This window comes from Deltaproteobacteria bacterium (assembly GCA_005879535.1).
GTDB lineage: Bacteria > Myxococcota > Myxococcia > Myxococcales > 40CM-4-68-19 > 40CM-4-68-19.
This window is the reverse complement of record VBKI01000074.1, coordinates 1-19,706: the sequence shown is the minus strand read 5'-3', so window position 1 is coordinate 19,706 and position 19,706 is coordinate 1. Positions and strand designations below refer to the sequence as shown.

The following is a 19,706-nucleotide window of genomic DNA, read 5'->3' as shown; positions in this document are numbered from 1 at the left end:
AGATGGAATACTGGTCGTGGCCTCCGCGCTACGACGATACGTACCGCCCGGAAGCGGGCAGCCGGTACTGGTTCCCTACGCGCGAGACGATGCCCGCGGGCGACCGCGAGCGCGCCATCGTGGAGCGCCTGCAGAAGCTCTGCCGCTACGCGTACGAGAAGGCGCCGTTCTACAAGAAGAAGTGGGATGAGGCGGGCTTTCACCCGGATCAGATCCGGTCGCTGGAGGACTTCGAGTCGAAGTGCCCGGTGATCACCAAGACCGATCTGCGCAAGGCGCAGGAGCGGGTGGAGCCCTTCGGCGACTATCTCTGCATTCCCGAGTCGGAGATCTTCCACGTGCACGGCACCTCCGGCACGACCGGCCGTCCCACCGCCTTCGCCGTCGGCCGGGACGACTGGCGCAACATCGCCAACGCGCACGCGCGGATCATGTACGGCATGGGCATCCGTCCCGGCGACATGGTCTTCGTCGCCGCCATCTTCAGCCTCTACATGGGGAGCTGGGGTGCGCTTGCGGGTGCCGAGCGGCTGGGCTGCAAGGCGTTCCCGTTCGGGGCCGGCGCGCCGGGGATGTCGTCGCGGGCGGTGCAGTGGATGAACACGATGAAGCCGCAGGCGTTCTACGGGACGCCCTCGTTCGCGCTCTACCTCGCGGAGGTGGCGGAGAAGGAGGGCGTCGATCCGAAGAATTTCGGGATCAGGCGGCTGTTCTTCTCCGGCGAGCCGGGAGCGTCGGTACCCGGCGTCAAGGACCGGATCGAGCAGGCCTACAACGGCAAGGTCTACGACTCCGGCTCGATGGCGGAGATCACGCCCTGGATGAACGTGGGTGGCTCGGAACAGACGCCCGGGATGCTTTGCTGGCAGGACGTCGTCTATACCGAGGTCTGCGATCCGGCCAACTTCCACCGCGTGCCGTACGGCCAGCGCGGCACGCCCGTCTATACGCAGCTCGAGCGCACCTCCCAGCCCATGATCCGGCTGGTCTCCGGCGATCTCACGCAATGGACCAACGAGCCGAACCCGTGCGGGCGGACTTATCCGCGCCTGCCAAACGGAATCTTCGGCCGCATCGACGACATGTTCACCATCCGCGGCGAGAACGTGTATCCGAGCGAGATCGACGCCGCGCTCAACCAGGTCGAGGGCTACGGCGGCGAGCATCGCATCATCATCAGCCGCAGCGGGGCCAAGATGGACGAGCTGCTCCTCCGCGTCGAGCCGACGCCCGAGGTCGAGAAGCAAGGCAAGCTCGCCGCGTTCAAAGAGACGGTAGCGAAGCGGATCCACACCATGCTCGGGCTCCGCGCGGGCGTGGAAGTGGTTCCTCCGGGCACCTTCCCGCGGACGGACTTCAAGGCCCGCCGCGTGGTCGACGACCGGGAGGTCTTCCGCGAGCTGAACCAGAAGCTGCAGAACCAGGTCATTCCGCCATGAGGGTTCCTTCGCGCGATCTGCTTCCACGCGTGCTCAAGGGCGACGTGGCGGCGATCGCGCGGCTGCTCAGCCGCGCGGAAGCCGCTGATCCGGAGTGCCGTGACACGCTCGGGGAAGTGTACTCTCGCGCAGGCAAGGCCCACGTGATCGGCATCACCGGGGTGCCCGGCAGCGGCAAGTCGACGATGGTCTCCGTCCTGGCCGGGCACCTGCGCAAGGCAGGTCACAAGATCGGGATCATCGCCATCGATCCCTCCAGCCCGTACTCGGGCGGGTCGATCATGGGCGACCGCATCCGCATGAGCGATCTGGCGGGCGACGAGGGCGTGTACATCCGCAGCATGGCGACGCGCGGCGCGCTGGGCGGGATGGCGCGCGCCACCCTCGACGCCGTCGACATCCTCGACGTGGCCGGCTTCGACTACATCCTGATCGAGACCGTGGGCGTGGGGCAGGACGAGGTGGAGATCGCCAGCGCCTCTCTCACGACGCTCGTGGTCTCCGCTCCCGGCCTGGGCGACGAGATCCAGGCGATCAAGGCCGGCATCCTCGAGATCGCGGACATCCACGTGGTGAGCAAGAGCGACAGACCCGATGCGCGCAGCACCATCAGCGACCTCAAGCAGATGCTCGCGCTCGGCATCTCGCTGGACGCGAGCGCCGCCTGGCGGCCACCGGTCATCGCCACCAGCTCGCTGAAGGGCGAGGGATTCGCGGAGCTGGAATCGGCGCTGGAGAAGCACAAGGCGTTCCTTGCCAGCTCGGAAGCCGGCCGCACGCGTAGCCGCAAGATCGCGCAATTCCGCATGCTGAAGACGGCGGAGGACCTGCTGCGCATCCGCTTCAACGAGCGCAGCGCCGGTCGCGTGAGCGCGATGGCCGACCGCCTGGTATCGCGCGAGATCAATCCCTATGCCGCCGGCGAGAAATTAATCGAAGGAATGGGAGCCTGACTCATGAGCAAAATCGAGCTGGAAAATCCCCAGGCAGTGCAGAACGAGGTCCGGGAGTGGGAGCAGCGCGAGGTCAAGTCGTTCCTCGCCAAACAGAAGGAGCGGAAGGACCAGTTCTATACGAGCGGCGGCTTCCCGGTGAAGCGCACGTACACCGTGCTCGACGCGCAGGAAACGCCGGTGGAGGACGTCGGGCTGCCCGGCAGGTTCCCCTTCACGCGCGGTCCGTACCCGACCATGTACCGCAGCCGGTTCTGGACCATGCGGCAGATCGCCGGGTTCGGGACGGGCGAAGACACCAACAAGCGGTTCAAGTACCTCATCTCCCAGGGCCAGACCGGCCTCTCGGTCGACTTCGACATGCCCACGCTGATGGGCTACGACTCCGACCATCCGATGAGCGACGGCGAGGTGGGCCGCGAAGGCGTCGCGGTGGACACCGTCGCCGACATGGAGGCGCTCTTCGACGAGATCGATCTGGAGAAGATCTCCGTCTCCCTGACCATCAACCCCAGCGCCTGGATCCTCCTCGCCATGTACGTGGTCCTGGCGGAGAAGCGCGGATTCGATCTGAACAAGCTCTCGGGGACGATCCAGGCCGACATCCTCAAGGAGTACATGGCGCAGAAGGAGTACATCTTCCCCATCGAGCCGTCGGTGCGGATCGTACGCGACTGCATCACGTACTGCGCGCGCAACATGAAGCGGTACAACCCGATCAACATCTCGGGCTACCACATCTCCGAGGCTGGATCCTCGCCGTTGCACGAGGTCGCGTTCACCCTGTGCAACCTCATCACCTACGTGGAGGAGGTCACCAAGACAGGGATGAACGTGGACGAGTTCGCGCCGCGGCTCGCCTTCTTCTTCGTCTGCCAGAACGACTTCTTCGAGGAGATCGCCAAGTTCCGCTCAGTGCGCCGCGCCTACGCCAAAATCATGCGCGACCGATTCGGCGCCAGGAACCCCGAGTCGATGCGCCTGCGCTTCCATTGCCAGACGGCGGCCGCCAGCCTGACCCGGCCGCAGTACAAGATCAACGTCATCCGGACGGCGTTCCAGGCGCTCTCGGCGGTGCTGGGCGGCGCGCAGAGCCTCCACACCAACGGCATGGACGAAGCCTTCGCCATCCCTACCGAGGAGGCGATGAAGATCGCGCTCCGGACGCAGCAGATCATCGCCGAGGAGACGAACGCCGCCAACGTGGTGGACCCGCTGGGCGGCTCGTACTTCGTGGAGTCGCTCACCAACGACTACGAGAAGAAGATCTTCGAGATCATCGACGAGGTGGACAAGCTCGGCGGGACCATCAAGCTGATCCAGGAGAGCTGGTTCCAGAAGCACATCGCCGACTACGCCTACGACACCGCCATCAAGAAGCAGACGGGCGAGAAGCCGGTGATCGGCGTGAACACGTTCGTCGAGCCCGACGAGAAGTTCGACGTCGAGATCCATCCGCACGACGAGACCACGGCGGACCGTCAGATCAACCGCCTCCGCCGGATCCGCAAGGAGCGCGACAACGCCAAGGTGTCCGCGCTGCTCGAGCAGCTGGTCAAGGTGGCGACGGACCCGTCGCAGAACATCATGCCCGTCACCATCGAGCTGGTGCGGGAGGGCGCCAGCATGGGCGACATCGTCGAGAAGCTGAAGAAGCTGTGGGGGACCTACCGCGAGAACCCGGTCTACTGAGGCGAGGGATGTCATGGCGACGAATGTGACCACCGCCGGCGTCGCGCCCGGCATCGTGCCGCAGGGCGACACCGTCGAAGCGAGGGCGTACTCGAAGGTGACCTGGCGGCTCTTGCCGTTCCTCTTTGCCTGCTACGTGTTCGCGTACCTCGATCGGGTGAACGTCGGGTTCGCGAAGCTACAGATGCTCAGCGATCTCAAATTCAGCGAGACCGTCTACGGCCTCGGCGCCGGCATCTTCTTCATCGGGTACTTCCTCTTCGAGGTGCCCAGCAACCTGATCATGTATCGGGTCGGTGCGCGGGTCTGGATCGGCCGCATCATGATCACCTGGGGCATCCTCGCCGGCCTGATGATGATCGTGAGGACGCCAACCTCGTTCTACATCCTGCGCTTCCTGCTCGGCGCGGCGGAGGCCGGATTCATCCCGGGCATCCTCCTGTACCTGACGTACTGGTACCCGGCGCAGAGGCGCGGGCGGGTGATGGCGTTCTTCCTGACCGGTATTCCCATCTCTGGAGTCGTCGGCGGCCCGCTTTCCGGCTGGATCATGCAGACGTTCCAAGGCGTGAACGGCTGGGCAGGGTGGCAGTGGCTGTTCCTGCTCGAGGCGTTGCCAGCATTCCTCGCCGGCGTCGTCGCGCTCTTCTACCTGACCGACGACATCCATCACGCCAAATGGTTGAGCGAGGAAGAGAGGCGGGTGCTGCAAAACGCGGTCAAGGAGGAGGCGGGAAAGAAGGAGCACCACTCGATGAAGGACGCGTTCAGCGAGCCCAAGGTGTGGCTGCTCGCCGTCACCTACGCGTTCTTCCTCATGGGTCTCTACGGCGTCAGCTTCTGGCTGCCTTCGCTGATCAAGGCCAGCGGCGTGAAGGACGCCCTGAACGTCGGCCTGCTCACGGCCATCCCTTACGGCGCTGGCACCATCGCGATGATCTGGGTCAGCCACCGCTCCGACGACAAGCGCGAGCGGCGTTGGCACCTGTCCACGCCGGGCATCCTCGGCGCGCTTGGCCTCGCCCTGAGCACCGCCTTCAGCCACAACACCGCGCTCTCGATGCTGTTCCTGACGATCGGCGCGGCGGGCGTCTGCACCACCGTGTCGCAATTCTGGAACCTGCCGGGCGCTTTCCTCGGCGGCGCAGCGGCCGCCGCCGGCATCGCCTTCGTCAACTCGGTCGGCAACATCTCCGGTTTCGTGGCGCCGTACATGGTGGGCTGGATCAAGGACGCGACCGGCAGCGCCAGTCCGGCGCTGTGGGTGATCGCGGCCTCGATGACGATCGCGAGCCTGCTCGTGTTCCGGGTGCCGGCCCAGCTCGTCAACAAGTGAGAAAGCCAGTGATGGCGCGCAGCGCTTCCGGGTGCGCCATCACGCCATAGTGGTTGGCATCGACGTCGAGCGTCTTCGCGGACGGCACCGCGCGGATGAATTCGTCGCGCAGCGCGGCGCCCACCACGGACCCCCCGCCCGGCGTCAGCGGGCGCGCGGCGCGGACCAGCAGCGTGGGCATGTCAAGAGACGGCCAGAACGTCCTTGCATCGTGCTGCGAACCGTAGACGACGTCCTCGAACACCGCCGCCTTCGACGTGCGCGGCCTGACGCCGAAGGGCACGTCCTCGAGCTCGTAGAGGAAATGTTCCTTCCAGAGCTCGTCCCAGGGGACCGCCGTTCCGTGGCTCTGGACCATCGCGCAGTACGCCTCCCGGCTCGGGTACACGGTTTCGAGGCGTTGCACTGCAGCGAGGAGGGGTGGAATCGCCGCCGCTTCAGGCACGCCGACGCCGTCGATCAGCACCAGCCGCCGGATGCCGTCCCCGCGCAAAGCAGCCGCTTGCATGGCGATGAACGCGCCCATGGAGTGGCCGACGAGATCGAAGGACGCAAACTCGAGCAAACGCGCCGTTTCCAGCACGTTCTCGGCGTGCCGCCGCCAACCGTGCGTCCCGGGGCTGCCCGCCGGCCTGCGACCGCGTCCGCGCAGGTCGAGCACGACCACTTCATGCCCCTCCCGCGTCAGAGCCGCTGCAATGGCGTCGAAGGCGCGCGCATTCGAGGAGAGGCCCGGGATGCAGATCACGGGCGAAGACCCTCTGCGGCCCCACCGCAGGGCGTGCAGCCTTCCCGACGACAGTTCCAGGTCAATGTCCTGGGTCATCGCCCCTCCCTCCCTCTACAGGCACCTGCTTCGCCGCGGGTTTACGTTGCACTGCACAATTCATGTTGACAGCGCAGAGCGAGACGTTATGTTGCACTGCACAAAACCAACGGGCCGGCAACGACCCGTTCTTATACCGGAGCAACGACAAGATGGCCGAACAGACCGAGAAGACCATTCCCACGATGGAAAAGCTCATCGCGGAGCAGACCGCTCGCTTCGAGGCGGCGGTTGCCGAGCTCGCCAGGCTGCAGAGCAAGAGCGTGGCACAGATGAACGAGCTCGTGGAGGGCGCGAACCGCGCCGCGCACGAGCAGATCGCCTTCGCCGAGCAGATCGGCGGCGAGTGGCGGAAGCTGGTGCTGGCGGCGACCCGCAGCGCCGCGGATCTCTTCACGCCCAAGGCGTAAGTGGTATCGGTCCGGTCGCCCAACGGGCGGCCGGACCCTGGCCTCGAGAACCCAACCGCCATCCTCCGGCAGGGGTACCCTTTTCCCTGTCCAGTGGATTAGATCACTGATCGCGGAGGCGAACATGGGCGAGGCCGAGAAGAAGATCGACGTCAAGAAGCTGTTGCAGGATGCGCGCGACGGCGTCATGGACGCCTGGGCGAAACTGGCGCTCAACCTCACCAGCTCGCACGAGTACCAGCGGCTGCAGGGGATGATCGTCAAGCCGGCGCTGCTCGGCCTGGCGCTCTTCCGCAAGGCCAGCGAGTCGGTAATGTCTCCGCTGCTGGCGCAGATGAACATGCCCTCGCGGGAAGAAGTCCTCGGGATCGCCCAGCGGCTCACGCACATCGAGATGACGCTCGACGATCTCGGCGCCGCTCTCGAGCAGCTTCGACGGTCGGCGGGACCGCGGCCTCAGCGCGGGCCGGCGGCGCGCGATCGCGAGGTGAAGCCTGACAACGGGTCGTCCATCGCCGCCAAGGAGGCTTGACCTTGGCCGGCACGCAAGAAAGCTCGCCGGGTCTCCTCGATCGGTTTTCCACGATGGTCGATAACCTGGTCAAAGTCACCACGACCAAAGCACCCATCGGCCAGACCCCGCGCCAGGCCATCTGGACGCTGAACAAAGCGACGCTCTACCGGTACACGCCTGTGAAGCCGGCGGAGGAGCGCCACCGCATCCCTCTGCTCCTGATCTTCGCCTTGATGAACCGCTCGTCGATCCTCGACCTGCGCCCGGGAAACAGCTTCGTCGAGTACATGCTGAACAAGGGATACGACCTCTACCTGCTCGACTGGGGCGTCCCGGGTCCCGAAGACGCGGAGATGAACCTCGGCGACTACGCCCTGGAGTACATCCCCCGCGCGGTGCGCAAGCTGAAGGCGGTTTCCGGCTCGGAAACGTTCAACCTGCTTGGCTGGTGCATCGGAGCGATGCTCTCCACGCTCTATGCGTCGCTGCGCGGGAACGTAGAGGGGCTGAAGAGCCTGATCCTGCTGACCGCGCCGCTGGACTTCACCGACAGGGAGCAGATCTCGCTCGCGAGGATGACCGAGGAGCGGTACTTCGACGTCGATCGCGTGTTGCAGGCGTTCGGGAACATGCCCGCCGGCCTGATCGATTACGGCGCCAAGATGCTGAAGCCGGTGGAGAACTTCGTCGGCGGCTACGTGCGGCTGCTGGACAACCTCGACAACCCGAAGGTGGTCGAGTCCTGGCACGCCATGAACACCTGGGTGAACGACGCCATCCCGCTCGCGGGCGGCGCCTACCGCCAGTTCATCGTCGACTTCTATCGCGGCAACAAGCTGATGAACGGTACGCTCACCATCCGCGGCGAGAAGGTCGATCTGAACGACCTGCGGGCGAACCTCCTCAACGTCATCGCCGTCGACGACCACATCACGCCGCCATGCCAGTCTGCGCGGCTGCTCGACAAGGTGGGGAGCCTGGACAAGACGGAGCTGAAGGTCCCGGGTGGTCACATCGGCGTGATGGCCGGCAGCGGGGCGTCGAAGGGGACGTGGCCCAAGGTCGAATCGTGGATTGCAGCACGGTCCGACTGATGATCGACAGCGTCCAGTTCGAACAGCGGCGCCGGCTCGGCGTCGCCACGCTGAACCGGCCGAAAGCGCTCAACGCGCTGACGCTGGAGATGGTCCGTTCGCTCGATCGGCAAATCGCCGCCTGGGAGTCGGATCGCTCCGTGCACGCGGTGATGCTGCGCGGCGAAGGACGCGCGTTCTGCGCCGGCGGCGACGTGCGCGCCGTGCACGCCTCACGCCATCATCCGCCTGGGCCCGGCGACTACAAGACGGAGCTTTTCCGCGAAGAGTTTCACCTGATGCGGCGCATCCACCGCTTCCGCAAACCATGGGTTGCGCTGACGCACGGAATCACCATGGGCGGCGGAGCGGGTCTCTCGGTGAACGGCTCACACTGCGTCGCCTCGGAGACCACCGTATTCGCCATGCCGGAGGTCTTCATCGGGTCGTTTCCGGACGTCGCTGCCACCCGGTTCCTCGGCCGTACGCCCGGAAAGATCGGTCTCTTTCTCTCGCTCACCGGCGCGCGCGCGGATGCCGCGGACGCGATGTCCCTTGGGCTGGCGCGGCATTTCGTGCCGCAAGCGCGGTTCGCCGGGCTCGCCGAGGCGTTGGCGACTGAGTCGGCGGACGTCGGCGCCGTGGTGGCGCGATTCGCCGCCGATCCGGGAAGATCGAGGCTGGCGGCGCTGCGGCCGGCGATCGATCGCTGCTTCCGGCACGACACGGTCGAGGCGATCGTCTCCGCGCTGCGGAGCGAGGATTCGCAGTGGGCAAAGGACGCGCTCTCGGCGATGGATCGCGCCTCGCCGCTCAGCCTCAAGCTCGCATTGCGCGTCAATCAGGAGGGCTCGGCTCTCGAGATCGAAGACGCGTTGACGCTCGAGTACCGCGCGATGATGCACGTGATCGCCGGCCCGGACTTCTACGAAGGCGTGCGCGCCGTCTTGATCGACAAGGACCAGAAGCCCAGGTGGCGGCATTCGTCGCTCGCCGACGTCAGCGAGGCGGAAGTCGAGAGCCATTTCGAGAACCTCGGCGATCGCGAGTTGCGCTTCGAGGTGGACGGATCCGGCGAACCGATGCACGCTGGGGAGGCGCGTCCGTGATAGACGCGACACCGTGCAGGATCCCGACGCCATTCTGACGCAGCTCTCGCGGGGCGCCGCCGGATCGAGCGCCATCAGCGCGCCCGATTCTTCGAAGCCGCTGACCTGGCACGCCTTGCGCGAGCTGGCGGCGCGCACCATCGACGCCGTCAACGCGATGGGAATCGGACGCGGCGACCGCGTCGCGATGGTCCTGCGCAACGGGCCGGAAATGGCCGCTGCCTTCCCGTGCCTCGCCACGGGAGTCGCGACGGCGCCGTTGAATCCCGGCTACCGCGAGGACGAGCTCGACTTCTACCTGGGCGACCTGAGCCCGAAGGCCCTCGTGGTCGAGGCCGGCGTGGACTCGCCAGCGCGAAAGGTGGCGGCGAAGCTCTCCATCCCCGTCGTCGAGCTGCATCCGGAGCCTGCAAAGGGCGCGGGGGCCTTCCGGCTGGAGGCTCCCCCGACGTTGCGTGGAAAGGCGAAGTCGCCGGGCACCGGGAAGGGTGAGGACATCGCGCTTTTGCTGCACACCAGCGGAACCACAGCTCGCCCGAAGCTCGTCCCGCTCACGCAGTCGAATTTGAGCGCCTCGGCGAGGCACATCGCCGCCGCGCTCGCGCTGACGCCGGACGACACTTGCCTGCAGATCATGCCGCTCTTCCACATCCACGGGCTGGTGGCGGGTGTGCTGTCGTCGCTCTCCGCGGGAGCGCAGGTGTTCGTGACCCCGGGGTTCAATGCGCTGCGTTTCTTCCACTGGGTCGAGGAGATTCACCCCACCTGGACCACTGGCGTTCCCACCATGCATCGCGCGATCCTCGGCCGCGCCGAGCGGAACAAGGAGATCCTCGCTCGCCGGCGGCTGCGGTTGCTCCGCTCGTCGTCGGCCTCGCTGCGCCCTCGCCTGATGGCGGAGCTGGAGGCGGCGTTCCAGGCGCCGGTGATCGAGGCGTATGGAATGACCGAGGCGTCTCACCAGATGGCCTCCAATCCACTGCCTCCGCGGCCGCGCAAGCCCGGCTCGGTCGGCATTGCCGCCGGCCCGGAGGTCGGCATCATGGACGATGCCGGCACGTTGCTTCCCCAGGGCGCGGGCGGCGAGATCGTGGTGCGCGGTCCCAACGTCACCCGCGGCTACGTCAACAACCCGGAAGCGAACGCCAAGGCATTCGTCAACGGCTGGTTCCGCACGGGCGACCAAGGCTCGCTCGACGAGGACGGGTATCTGCGGATCATCGGTCGCCTGAAGGAGATGATCAACCGCGGAGGCGAGAAGGTTTCGCCGCTGGAGGTCGACGTCGTGCTGATGGACCATCCCTCGGTCCAACTCGCGCTCACGTTCGGGATGCCGCAGGAGAACCTGGGCGAGGAAGTGGCGGCCGCGGTGGTGCTGAAGGAAGGGAAGACGGCCACCGAGCGTGAGCTGCGGGAATTCGCCGGAAAGCACCTCGCCCATTACAAGGTGCCGCACAAGATCGTCTTCGTCACCGAGCTGCCGCGCGGACCGACGGGAAAGCTGCAGCGGATCGGGCTGGCGGCAAAGCTGGGGCTCGACAAATGAACGTCTGCGTCTTTGGCGCCGGCGCCATCGGCGGCTACGTGGCGGCGAAGTTGGCGAGCGCCGGCGAGGCGGACGTGAGCTGCGTCGCACGCGGTCCGCATCTGGCGGCGATGAAGGCGAATGGGCTGACCCTCCGCAGCGGCGGCGAGACCATCGTCGTGCGACCGCGGTGCACCGACGACGCCCGCGAGCTCGGAGCGCAGGACTTCGTCGTCATCGCGGTGAAGGCGCACTCGCTGCCGGCGGCTGCGCCCTCGATCCAGCACCTGATCGGCAAGCAAACCACCTTGGTGCCGGCGATCAACGGCGTCCCCTGGTGGTACTTCTACAAATCGGGCGGGCGGTACGAGAACACGCGCCTGCAGAGCGTCGATCCGGACGGAAAGCTCTGGGACCTGTTGCCGCCGCCGCGCGTCGTCGGCTGCATCGTCTACCCTGCGACCGACCTGGTCGCGCCCGGCGTGATCGAGCACACCTATTCGAACCGATTCGATCTCGGCGAGCCCGACGGCTCGAAGAGCGAGCGGGCGCAGGTGTTCTCGCAGCTCATGATCAAGGCGGGTCTGCGGGCGCCGGTGCGGCCGCGCATTCGCGAGAACCTGTGGGTGAAGCTCTGGGGGAACCTCTCGTTCAACATGATCTGCGCGCTCACGCGGTCGCCGCTCGATGCCGTGATCGCCAACCCCGAGACCCGGGCGCTGGCGCGGACGATGATGGTGGAAGCGCAGGGCGTCGCCGAGAAGGTCGGCGTGAAGCTTCCGCTGGACGTCGACGCGCGGATCGCGGGGGCGGCGGAGGTCGGGTCTCACAAGCCGTCAACGCTGGTGGACCTGGAGCGCGGGCGGCCCATGGAGATCGACGCCCTCTTGGGGGCGGTAGTCGAGATGGCGCGCCTGACCGCAGTCCCGGTGCCGACGTGCGAGTCGGTGCTCGCGCTCGTGCGCCAGCTTGCGCGCGCCGCAGCGTCGCCGTCGGCGTGACGGGACTCAAATCAAGGCGTGACCGCCGCGAAATCGATGTCCAGGTTCAGCGGCGCTGGCGCCGACACTCCGGTCCACGCGATGCCGACGGACGAGTTCGTCGAGTACTGCCCGTTGTAGTCGCCGATGAACGGCCGGAAACCCTGCGCGTTCGAGCTGGGCACGCCCCAAACCCCGGGATCGAAGCTCTTCTGAGACACCCTGCGCGTCGCCCACGTGACGCCGGCGTCGAGGCTCTGCGCGTAGGTGACGTCCACCTGCGCATTCTTCGTGTAGCTGCGGTCGTAGAACGACACGTCGTAGCGGCCGTTGGGGGCGATGGTGAGCTCGTTCTGGAATCTGTCACCCGCGGCTGGCGCGATGGCCACCGGGGTCGACCAGCGGCTCAGATCGCTCGCCGGCGCCCACGACATGTAGATCTGCGCGTACTGTCCGACGATGTCGGGCCAGATCGCTACCAGTCGATTGCGCACCGGATCGAAGGCGGGGGCCGCGTACGTTCCGCCCGACCGGAAGGGCAGCCCGGCGATGTTGAAGCAGTACGGCGGGAAGGTGCAGACCGGATTCGCCAGGAGCGCGAATTCCACCGCATCGCTCCAGGTGTTGCCTCCGTCGGTCGACCTGGTTGTGAAGAACGCGAGTCCCTTGTGGCCCTGCAGGCCGTTGTCGAAAGTGAGATGGAGGGTGCCATCGGGCGCGGAGACCATGCGCGCATCCTGGTTGTTCCGGATGTTGCCAGAGGTCACCTTGATCGGCGCAGTGAAGTTCCGTGCGCCGTCGCGCGAGTACGAGACATAGACCGGCGAGTGCACGTTGCCGTTGAACTGCACCCAGGTCACGTAGACCGACCCGTAGTACGGGCTGCCCGGATGCGTATCCACATGGATGGACTCGTGGTCGGCGAACTGACCGTTTGAGCCCTTCTCCTTGCCGTTGCCCTGCCAGGCGTTCACCTTGGCGAGCTTCTCGCTGACGCCGTCCAGCCAAGTCCTGCCGCCGTCGGAGGAGCGCGAGACGAGCAGCGCAATTTCAAACGGCGGGAAGAAATTGAAGGCCTGGCAGACGTAGTAGGCGGTTCCGTCGGGGCCAAAGGCGATCTGCGGGTCTCCGCCCGCGTCGTACATGCCCGTTCCTGGCACCGCGGGGTCGTTGGTGAACTTCGTCACCCCAGGCAAGTAGCCGTTGGGCAGCGCCGGCGTCCAGCTCTTACCGCCGTCGAAGCTCGCGTTCATCGCGCAGCCGTCGTTGTAGTTCCAATCGTTCGCGCCGGTGATGAGGTTCTGCGGATCGGTCGGATTGACGGCGATGGGCGTCTCGTTCTCCGACAGCTCGTCCTGGCTGACGTCCACGACCTTCGAGACGGTGATGTCCTCCTGCTGCGTCGAGAGCGACGGGAGGTCTCCCGAGCAGGCCACGGCGGCGACGACGAACGCGAGCGCAATGCGGCGGGGCATGCGAATTCTCCAAGGATGGGGCTGCAGGAAAAAGCACGGCTGGCTACCTGGATGCAAGCGCAAGGGGTTGACCGGGCGCTGCTCGGGCGCGAGAAGCTGGACGGCTCGTTCCGCCGCATCGGGACGGCTGACGCCGCCACATCGGCGGTCACTGCACCGTTCAGCGGCCGGTGATTCCGACGTTTTTGTCTGAGTCTCGCGGGGGCATTGCCGCAGCGCGGCAGAATCACGTTGCGTTCAGCGCCCCGCTGCGTTGAACTATGAATTTCGGGGTTTCCGATGCCCCGTACAAGGGATGAACATGGCAGCAGAAGCAGGGCTTCCTCCCGCGCAAGGCCTGTACGATCCGGCGCTCGAGCACGACTCGTGTGGCTTCGGGTTCGTCGTCGACATCAAGGGCCGGCCTTCGCACGACATCGTCGTGAAGTCGCTCGAGGTCCTCTGCAACCTCGAGCACCGCGGCGCGACGGGAGCGGAGAAGGAGACCGGCGACGGCGCCGGCATCCTGCTGCAGACGCCGCACGCCTTCCTGGCCGCGGAATGCGGCAAGCTCGGTCTTGGGTTGCCGGGGCGCGGCAGGTACGGCGTCGGGATGGTGTTCCTGCCTCCCAGCGAGCCGGGCCGCGAGGCCATCTACCGGCTGTTCGACGAGACCATCCGCGACGAGGGCCAGCAGCTCCTCGGCTGGCGCGACGTCCCGACCGACAACTCGACGCTCGGGGGGTCGGCGAAGGCGAGCCAGCCGGTGATCAGGCAAGTCTTCATCGGGCGCGCCGCGGACATCGAGGAGGAGCCGGCTTCGCCGGCGACGGGCGGAGCGCGAACGCGCGGAGCATCGGAGGCCGATGCGGCGTTCGAGCGCAAGCTGTACGTGATCCGGCGGCTCCTGGAGAAGAAGGTCTCGCGGTCCGCCATCCCTGGACGCGGCTACTTCTACATTCCCAGCCTCAGCTCCAAGACCATCGTCTACAAGGGGATGCTCAACGCCGGGCAGTTGCGGCGGTTCTATCTGGACCTGCAGGATTCCGCCGTCTCGTCGGCCATCTCGATGGTGCACTCGCGGTTCTCCACCAACACGTTCCCTTCCTGGGGGCGAGCGCACCCGTATCGGTACATCTCGCACAACGGCGAGATCAACACGCTCCGCGGCAACATCAACTGGATGCACGCGCGCCAGTCGATGATGCAGTCCCGGCTCTTTGGCAGCGACCTGAAGAAGATCCTCACCGTCGTCGACACCGAGGGTTCCGACTCGGCGATGTTCGACAACGTCCTCGAGCTGCTCACGCTCGCCGGCCGCGAGCTGCCGCACGCGATGATGATGATGGTGCCCGAGCCGTACGTGCGGGACGAGACGATGAGCGCCGAACGGAAGGCGTTCTACGAGTTCCATTCATGCCTGATGGAGCCCTGGGACGGGCCGGCTTCCATCGCATTCACCGACGGCGTTCGCGTGGGCGCCGTGCTCGATCGCAATGGCCTGCGGCCCTCGCGTTACTACGTCACGACCGACGACCTGGTGGTGATGTCCTCCGAAGTCGGCGTCCTCGACATCCCCGCCGAGAAAGTGCTGGAGAAGGGGCGGCTGCCGCCGGGCCGCATCTTCCTCGTCGACACCGAGCAGCAGCGCATCGTCTCCGACGAGGAGCTCAAGGAGCGTATCGCGCGGCAGGCGCCCTACGGCGAATGGCTGCGCAAATCGATGGTCCGCATCCAGGATCTGCCGACGCCGGTGCGACCGATCCATCCCGATCGCGAGACCGTCATTCGCCGGCAGGAGGTCTTCGGGTACACGTCCGAGGACGTGAAGCTCTTGATCACGCCCATGGCGACCACGGGCAACGAGGCCGTGGGTTCGATGGGGACCGACACGCCACTCGCCGTGTTGTCCGAGCGACCGCAACTCCTCTTCAACTACTTCAAGCAGCTCTTCGCGCAGGTCACCAATCCGCCCGTCGACGCGATCCGCGAAGAGATCATCATGTCGTCGGAGACGTCGATCGGACCCGAGGGCAATCTGCTAGAGCCCGGGCCGGAGTCGTGCCGCCAGCTCGCGCTGCCTTCTCCCATCCTCACCAACGACGAGCTGGCGAGGATCCGCGCGCTCGACGGCGGCCCTGGGACGCACGGGTTCAAGGCGGTCAAGCTTCCCACCCTGTTCAAGCCCAGCGGCGACGGAGCGGCGCTGCGCAGCGCGCTCGAGGACCTGCGCTGGAAGGCTTCCGAGTGCGTCGCGGAAGGGTTCAATCTGCTGGTGCTCTCGGATCGCGGCCACGACGCGGAGGCGGCGCCGATTCCCTCGCTGCTGGCGGTGTCCGCGCTGCACCACCACCTGATCCGCGAGGGAACGCGGACGCGCTGCTCGTTGATCGTGGAGAGCGGGGAGCCGCGCGAGGTGCATCACTTCGCGCTGCTCATCGGGTACGGCGCCAGCGCGGTGAACCCGTACCTGGCGATGGAGACCGTGCACGATCAGGTGAAGCAGGGCCTGATCCCGGGTCCCGCCGCCGACGCGGAGAAGAAGTACCTGAAGGCGGTCGCCAAGGGGATGGTGAAGGTGATCTCCAAGATGGGGATCAGCACCGTGCAGAGCTACCACGGCGCGCAGGTCTTCGAGGCGATCGGGCTCTCGCAGGACTTCGTCGACGAGTACTTCACCTGGACGGCGTCGCGCGTGGGCGGAGTCGGCATCGACGTCGTCGCCAAGGAAGCGCGGATGCGCCACGAGCGCGGCTTTCCGCCCAAGCGGCCCATCGTGCACACCAGCCTCCCCGCGGGCGGCGAGTACCAGTACCGCTCCGGAGGCGAGTTCCACCTGGTGAATCCGGAGACCATCCACAAGCTGCAGCACGCCTGCCGGACGGGAAGCTACCGCGCCTTCCAGGAGTACTCGGCGCTGGTCGACGATCAGTCGAAGCAGCTCTGCACGCTGCGCGGCTTGATGGACTTCCGCACCGCCACCAAGCCGGTGCGCCTCGACGAGGTCGAGCCGGTCGAGTCGATCATGCGCCGCTTCAAGACGGGCGCGATGAGCTACGGCTCCATCTCCAAGGAAGCGCACGAGATGCTCGCCGTGGCCATGAACCGCATCGGCGGCAAGTCGAATACCGGCGAAGGCGGCGAGGATCCTGCCCGGTACCAGTTGGAAGCTTCGGCGTGACGAACTACTACCTGGTCAACGCCCGCGGGCAGCAGATCAAGATCGTGCACGGCGCCAAGCCCGGGGAAGGGGGCCAGCTTCCTGGCGCCAAGGTCTATCCGTGGATCGCGAAAGTGCGCCACGCCACTCCCGGCGTGGGACTGATCTCGCCGCCGCCGCACCACGACATCTACTCCATCGAGGATCTCAAGGAGCTGATCCACGACCTGAAGAACGCGAACAGGGACGCCCGCATCAGTGTGAAGCTGGTGGCGGAGCTGGGGGTCGGGACCATCGCCGCCGGCGTCGCCAAGGCGCACGCCGACGTGGTGCTGATCTCCGGTCATGACGGCGGCACCGGCGCCTCCCCGCTGACGTCGATCAAGCACGCCGGCATTCCCTGGGAGCTGGGCCTCGCCGAGACCCATCAAGTGCTGGTCCTGAACGACCTGCGCAGCCGCATTAGCCGAGGAGTTCGGCTTCGCCACCGCCCCGCTGGTGGCGTTGGGCTGCATCATGATGCGCGCCTGCCACCTCAATACCTGTCCGGTCGGGATCGCCACCCAGGATCCGCGGCTGCGCGCCAAGTTCGCCGGAAAGCCCGAGCACGTGGTGAACTTCATGCGCTTCATCGCCCAGGAAGTGCGCGAGTACATGGCGGAGCTGGGCTTCCGCACCGTCGAGGAGATGGTCGGGCGGTCGGAGCGCATCGAGATGCGCCGAGCGGTCGATCACTGGAAGGCGCGGAACGTCGACTTCAGCCGGATCCTCTTCAAGCCCACGGTCCCCAAGCATTACGGCCGCACCTGCCGGCAGCCGCAGGACCACGCTCTGGAGAAGTCGCTCGACGGAACGACACTGCTGGAGCTGGCGAAGCCAGCGCTGGACGCGAAGACGCCGGTGCGCGCCATGCTGCCCATCCGCAACACCAACCGCGTGGTCGGTACGATGACCGGGAGCGAGGTGACGCGGCGTTACGGGCCCGAGGGCTTGCCCGACGACACCATCCACTTTCATTTCAAGGGCTCCGCGGGCCAGTCGTTCGGCGCGTTCATCCCTCGCGGGATGACTCTTCTGCTCGAGGGCGACGCGAACGACTACATCGGCAAGGGCCTGAGCGGCGGACGCATCATCGTCTTCCCGCCCGAGGGCGCGCGATTCGTGCCGGAGGAGAACATCATCATCGGCAACGTCGCGTTCTACGGCGCCACGTCGGGAGAAGCGTACATCCGCGGCGTCGCCGGCGAGCGGTTCTGCGTGCGCAACTCCGGGATCGATGCGGTAGTCGAGGCCGTGGGCGACCACGGCTGCGAGTACATGACCGGCGGCCGCGTGGTGGTGCTCGGTCCTACCGGGCGGAACTTCGCAGCCGGGATGTCGGGCGGCGTCGCTTACGTGTTGGATGCCGACGGCCGTTTCGCCAGCCGCTGCAACCCGCAGATGGTCCAGCTCGGTGCCGCCACCGAGTCGGAGCTGACGGTGGTTCGAAGAATGATCGAGCGGCACCGCGACTTCACCGGGAGCGCGCTGGCCCGCAGGGTGCTGGAGCGCTGGGGAGAAAACGCGGCGAAGATCGTCCGCGTGCTGCCCAACGACTACCGGCGGATGCTCGACGCGCAGGAGAAGTTCCGCGCGCAGGGTCTTTCGGCGGAGCAGGCGGAGATGGCGGCATTCGAAGCGAACGCGCGGGACGAAGCGCGGGTGGGCGGCAACTAGATGGGCAAGCCGACGGGATTCCTCGACTACGCCCGCGAGCCGGTCCACGAGCGCCCGCATCTCGAGCGCATCCGCGACTGGGAGGAAATGCACTTCCCGCTCGCGGAGGAGACGCTGCGCGAGCAGGCCGGCCGGTGCATGGACTGCGCGGTTCCCTTCTGTCACACGGGGAAGCTGTTCGACGGAATGGCGTCGGGATGCCCGGTGAACAACTTCATCCCCGAGTGGAACGACCTGGTCTGGCGCGGGCAGTGGAAAGAGGCCTGGATCCGGCTCGCGAAGACCAACAACTTCCCCGAGTTCACGGGCAGGGTCTGTCCGGCGCCGTGCGAGGGGAGCTGCACGGTGGCGATCGATCTGCCGGCGGTGAACATCAAGATGATCGAGGAGGCCATCGCGGACCGTGCCTTCGCGGAGGGGTGGGTGCAGCCGCAGCCGCCCCCGGTTCGCACCGGCAAGCGGGTCGCGGTGGTGGGATCGGGCCCGGCGGGTCTCGCGGCGGCGGCACAGCTCAATCGCGCCGGGCACGAGGTGACCGTGTTCGAGCGCAGCGACCGCATCGGCGGCTTGCTCATGTACGGCATCCCGAACATGAAGCTCGACAAGCGTCTGGTGGACCGGCGGGTTGGGTTGATGGAGGAGGAGGGCGTGCGGTTCGTCACGGGGGTGGAGGTCGGCAAGGACCTGCCGGCCGACCAGCTGCTGCGCGACTACGAGGCGGTGGTGCTCTGCGGCGGCGCGACACAGGCGCGCGATTTGCCCGTCGAAGGAAGAAGCCTGAACGGCATCTATCCGGCGATGGAGTTTCTCACCGCGAACAGCAAGTCGCTGCTCGATTCGAAGCACGCGGACGGAAAATACACCTCCGCCAAGGGCAAGCACGTCGTCGTGATCGGCGGCGGCGATACCGGGACGGACTGCGTCGGGACCGCGATGCGGCACGGCGCGCGGAGCATCACGCAGCTCGAGATTCTGCCGCGGCCGCCCGAGGTGCGGCAGCCCGACAATCCATGGCCGCAGTGGCCGAAGATCTACCGGCTCGATTACGGGCAGGATGAGGCCAAGGCGATGTGGGGGAAGGACCCGCGCGTCTACTCCGTCATGACGAAGCGGTTCCTGGCGGACGAGAAGCGGAACGTACAGGAGCTGTTGCTGGTCGACGTGGAGTGGGTGAAGACTCCGGATGGCCGGTTCGGACCGCGGGAGATTCCGGGCACGGATCGGGTGATCCCCGCGGACCTGGTTCTGCTCGCCATGGGCTTCATCGGGCCGGAGAAGCCGCTCCTGCAGCAGCTCGGGGTGAAGCTGGACGAGAAGGGCAACGTCTGGACCGACCAGACCCGGATGACCAGCGTTCCCGGCGTGTTCGCGGCAGGAGACATGTCTCGCGGGCAGTCATTGGTGGTGTGGGCGATCAAGGAAGGTCGATCCGCAGCGCAACACGTCGATCGGTACCTGTCGTACGGCGAAACGGTCCTGCCGCCGTAGGCAGTGCTGCAGTCAGAATTTGGTCGACCGC

The 19,706-nt window shown here is 66.5% G+C and carries 13 protein-coding genes and 1 pseudogene; 12 read left to right on the top strand and 2 right to left on the bottom strand.

Translation table 11 applies throughout. The features are described from left to right. Window positions 1-2: 2 nt before the first annotated feature. From E6J58_17180 to E6J58_17165, 4 genes are read left to right on the top strand one after another with little or no spacing between them, the layout of a single operon-like run. Window positions 3-1,439 (top strand): phenylacetate--CoA ligase, encoded by a 1,437-nt coding sequence (locus tag E6J58_17180; protein ID TMB35100.1) that lies wholly within the window; start codon window positions 3-5, stop codon window positions 1,437-1,439. Next, window positions 1,436-2,392 (top strand): methylmalonyl Co-A mutase-associated GTPase MeaB, encoded by a 957-nt coding sequence (meaB, locus tag E6J58_17175; protein TMB35082.1) that lies wholly within the window; start codon window positions 1,436-1,438, stop codon window positions 2,390-2,392. The genes E6J58_17180 and meaB overlap by 4 nt, the downstream gene beginning before the upstream one ends. A gap of 3 nt (window positions 2,393-2,395) precedes the next feature. Further along, a complete protein-coding gene (locus tag E6J58_17170) occupies window positions 2,396-4,084 on the top strand; it encodes a methylmalonyl-CoA mutase (protein TMB35081.1) in 1,689 nt (562 codons plus the stop codon). 13 nt (window positions 4,085-4,097) lie between these two features. Next, window positions 4,098-5,420 carry an MFS transporter gene (locus tag E6J58_17165; GenBank protein ID TMB35080.1) on the top strand — a complete coding sequence of 441 codons (1,323 nt, stop codon included), beginning with the start codon at window positions 4,098-4,100 and terminating at the stop codon, window positions 5,418-5,420. On the opposite strand, the gene E6J58_17160 is transcribed toward E6J58_17165, so the two are convergent. Further along, on the bottom strand, window positions 5,410-6,246 hold the full coding sequence (locus tag E6J58_17160; protein TMB35079.1) for an alpha/beta hydrolase: 837 nt from the start codon (window positions 6,244-6,246) through the stop codon (window positions 5,410-5,412). The two genes, E6J58_17165 and E6J58_17160, sit on opposite strands and share 11 nt — an antisense overlap. A gap of 152 nt (window positions 6,247-6,398) precedes the next feature. On the opposite strand from E6J58_17160, the gene E6J58_17155 reads away from it, so the two are divergent. The 6 genes from E6J58_17155 to E6J58_17130 all read left to right on the top strand — a co-directional run bounded on the left by E6J58_17155 (window position 6,399) and on the right by E6J58_17130 (window position 11,878). Then, window positions 6,399-6,656: a hypothetical protein gene (locus E6J58_17155; protein TMB35078.1), complete on the top strand. Its 258-nt coding sequence runs from the start codon at window positions 6,399-6,401 to the stop codon at window positions 6,654-6,656. Window positions 6,657-6,780: 124 nt separating this feature from the next. After that, a complete protein-coding gene (locus E6J58_17150) occupies window positions 6,781-7,188 on the top strand; it encodes a hypothetical protein (GenBank protein ID TMB35077.1) in 408 nt (135 codons plus the stop codon). A 2-nt stretch (window positions 7,189-7,190) separates the two neighbouring features. Next, window positions 7,191-8,264: an alpha/beta fold hydrolase gene (locus E6J58_17145; protein TMB35076.1), complete on the top strand. Its 1,074-nt coding sequence runs from the start codon at window positions 7,191-7,193 to the stop codon at window positions 8,262-8,264. Then, entirely contained in the window at window positions 8,264-9,352 is a 1,089-nt protein-coding gene (locus E6J58_17140; protein TMB35075.1) for an enoyl-CoA hydratase/isomerase family protein, read from the top strand. The genes E6J58_17145 and E6J58_17140 overlap by 1 nt, the downstream gene beginning before the upstream one ends. Window positions 9,353-9,365: 13 nt before the next feature. Then, window positions 9,366-10,898 carry an AMP-dependent synthetase gene (locus E6J58_17135; GenBank protein TMB35074.1) on the top strand — a complete coding sequence of 511 codons (1,533 nt, stop codon included), beginning with the start codon at window positions 9,366-9,368 and terminating at the stop codon, window positions 10,896-10,898. Next, the gene (locus E6J58_17130) at window positions 10,895-11,878 is read left to right on the top strand and encodes a 2-dehydropantoate 2-reductase (protein TMB35073.1); all 984 of its coding nucleotides are present in this window, start codon (window positions 10,895-10,897) and stop codon (window positions 11,876-11,878) included. Before E6J58_17135 ends, E6J58_17130 begins: the two co-directional genes overlap by 4 nt. 11 nt (window positions 11,879-11,889) lie before the next feature. On the opposite strand, the gene E6J58_17125 is transcribed toward E6J58_17130, so the two are convergent. Next, window positions 11,890-13,332, bottom strand: a complete 1,443-nt coding sequence (locus E6J58_17125; GenBank protein TMB35072.1) for an exo-alpha-sialidase — start codon at window positions 13,330-13,332, stop codon at window positions 11,890-11,892. Window positions 13,333-13,627: 295 nt separating this feature from the next. Between E6J58_17125 and gltB the strand changes: the two are divergent. Beyond that, window positions 13,628-18,187, top strand: a pseudogene (gene gltB, locus E6J58_17120) (glutamate synthase large subunit). Continuing rightward, the gene (locus E6J58_17115; protein ID TMB35071.1) at window positions 18,188-19,675 is read left to right on the top strand and encodes a glutamate synthase subunit beta; all 1,488 of its coding nucleotides are present in this window, start codon (window positions 18,188-18,190) and stop codon (window positions 19,673-19,675) included. The last annotated feature ends 31 nt before the right edge of the window (window positions 19,676-19,706 follow it).

Coding starts and splice junctions, on each gene's coding strand:
- E6J58_17180 (TMB35100.1), top strand. CDS start 3: ATGGAATACTGGTCGTGGCCTCCGCGCTACGACGATACGTACCGCCCG.
- meaB (TMB35082.1), top strand. CDS start 1,436: ATGAGGGTTCCTTCGCGCGATCTGCTTCCACGCGTGCTCAAGGGCGAC.
- E6J58_17170 (TMB35081.1), top strand. CDS start 2,396: ATGAGCAAAATCGAGCTGGAAAATCCCCAGGCAGTGCAGAACGAGGTC.
- E6J58_17165 (TMB35080.1), top strand. CDS start 4,098: ATGGCGACGAATGTGACCACCGCCGGCGTCGCGCCCGGCATCGTGCCG.
- E6J58_17160 (TMB35079.1), bottom strand. CDS start 6,246: ATGACCCAGGACATTGACCTGGAACTGTCGTCGGGAAGGCTGCACGCC.
- E6J58_17155 (TMB35078.1), top strand. CDS start 6,399: ATGGCCGAACAGACCGAGAAGACCATTCCCACGATGGAAAAGCTCATC.
- E6J58_17150 (TMB35077.1), top strand. CDS start 6,781: ATGGGCGAGGCCGAGAAGAAGATCGACGTCAAGAAGCTGTTGCAGGAT.
- E6J58_17140 (TMB35075.1), top strand. CDS start 8,264: ATGATCGACAGCGTCCAGTTCGAACAGCGGCGCCGGCTCGGCGTCGCC.
- E6J58_17130 (TMB35073.1), top strand. CDS start 10,895: ATGAACGTCTGCGTCTTTGGCGCCGGCGCCATCGGCGGCTACGTGGCG.
- E6J58_17125 (TMB35072.1), bottom strand. CDS start 13,332: ATGCCCCGCCGCATTGCGCTCGCGTTCGTCGTCGCCGCCGTGGCCTGC.
- E6J58_17115 (TMB35071.1), top strand. CDS start 18,188: ATGGGCAAGCCGACGGGATTCCTCGACTACGCCCGCGAGCCGGTCCAC.